Annotated in this window: 1 protein-coding gene; it reads left to right on the top strand. The window is 49.8% G+C overall.

Annotation, left to right across the window (positions count from 1 at the left end):
• Positions 1-204: 204 nt before the first annotated feature.
• A partial coding sequence (locus tag CWO84_RS15365; protein ID WP_101053625.1) for an ATP-binding protein occupies positions 205-434 on the top strand: 230 nt, incomplete at its 3' end.

The following is a 434-nucleotide window of genomic DNA, read 5'->3' on the forward strand; positions in this document are numbered from 1 at the left end:
CGAGCAATCCAGCTTGCTGGAATGGGCGGGGCCTTTACCATCTTCTACTGATCTGGCGTTGGCATCGTAATTCGATGTTGGGCCGTTCTTTAACTTAATCACTGGCCAATCCAGTATCACCCACCTCGGGGAGATGATCTGTTCTCCCCGTCGGGGTTGGACTATGTCATGTCCTTGGGGCATTTTTATACCCGGAGATAACACATGAACACACAAAACAACGAACTCGCGATGAAAGTCAACCAAGCCAACTTGGTCAAAAGTCTACGCTTCAGTTTCACCAACAAAACCACGGTCCTGGGCGAGCTGATCCAAAATGCTCGCCGGGCCAATGCGGCCATGGTGGTGATTAACTTTTGCCCTGAAACCAAAACCCTTCAAGTTTTGGATGATGGCTACGGCATCGAATCGATGGCAACACTACTAACAGTAGC

This window comes from Methylomonas sp. Kb3 (assembly GCF_002834115.1).
Classification (GTDB): Bacteria; Pseudomonadota; Gammaproteobacteria; order Methylococcales; family Methylomonadaceae; genus Methylomonas; species Methylomonas defluvii.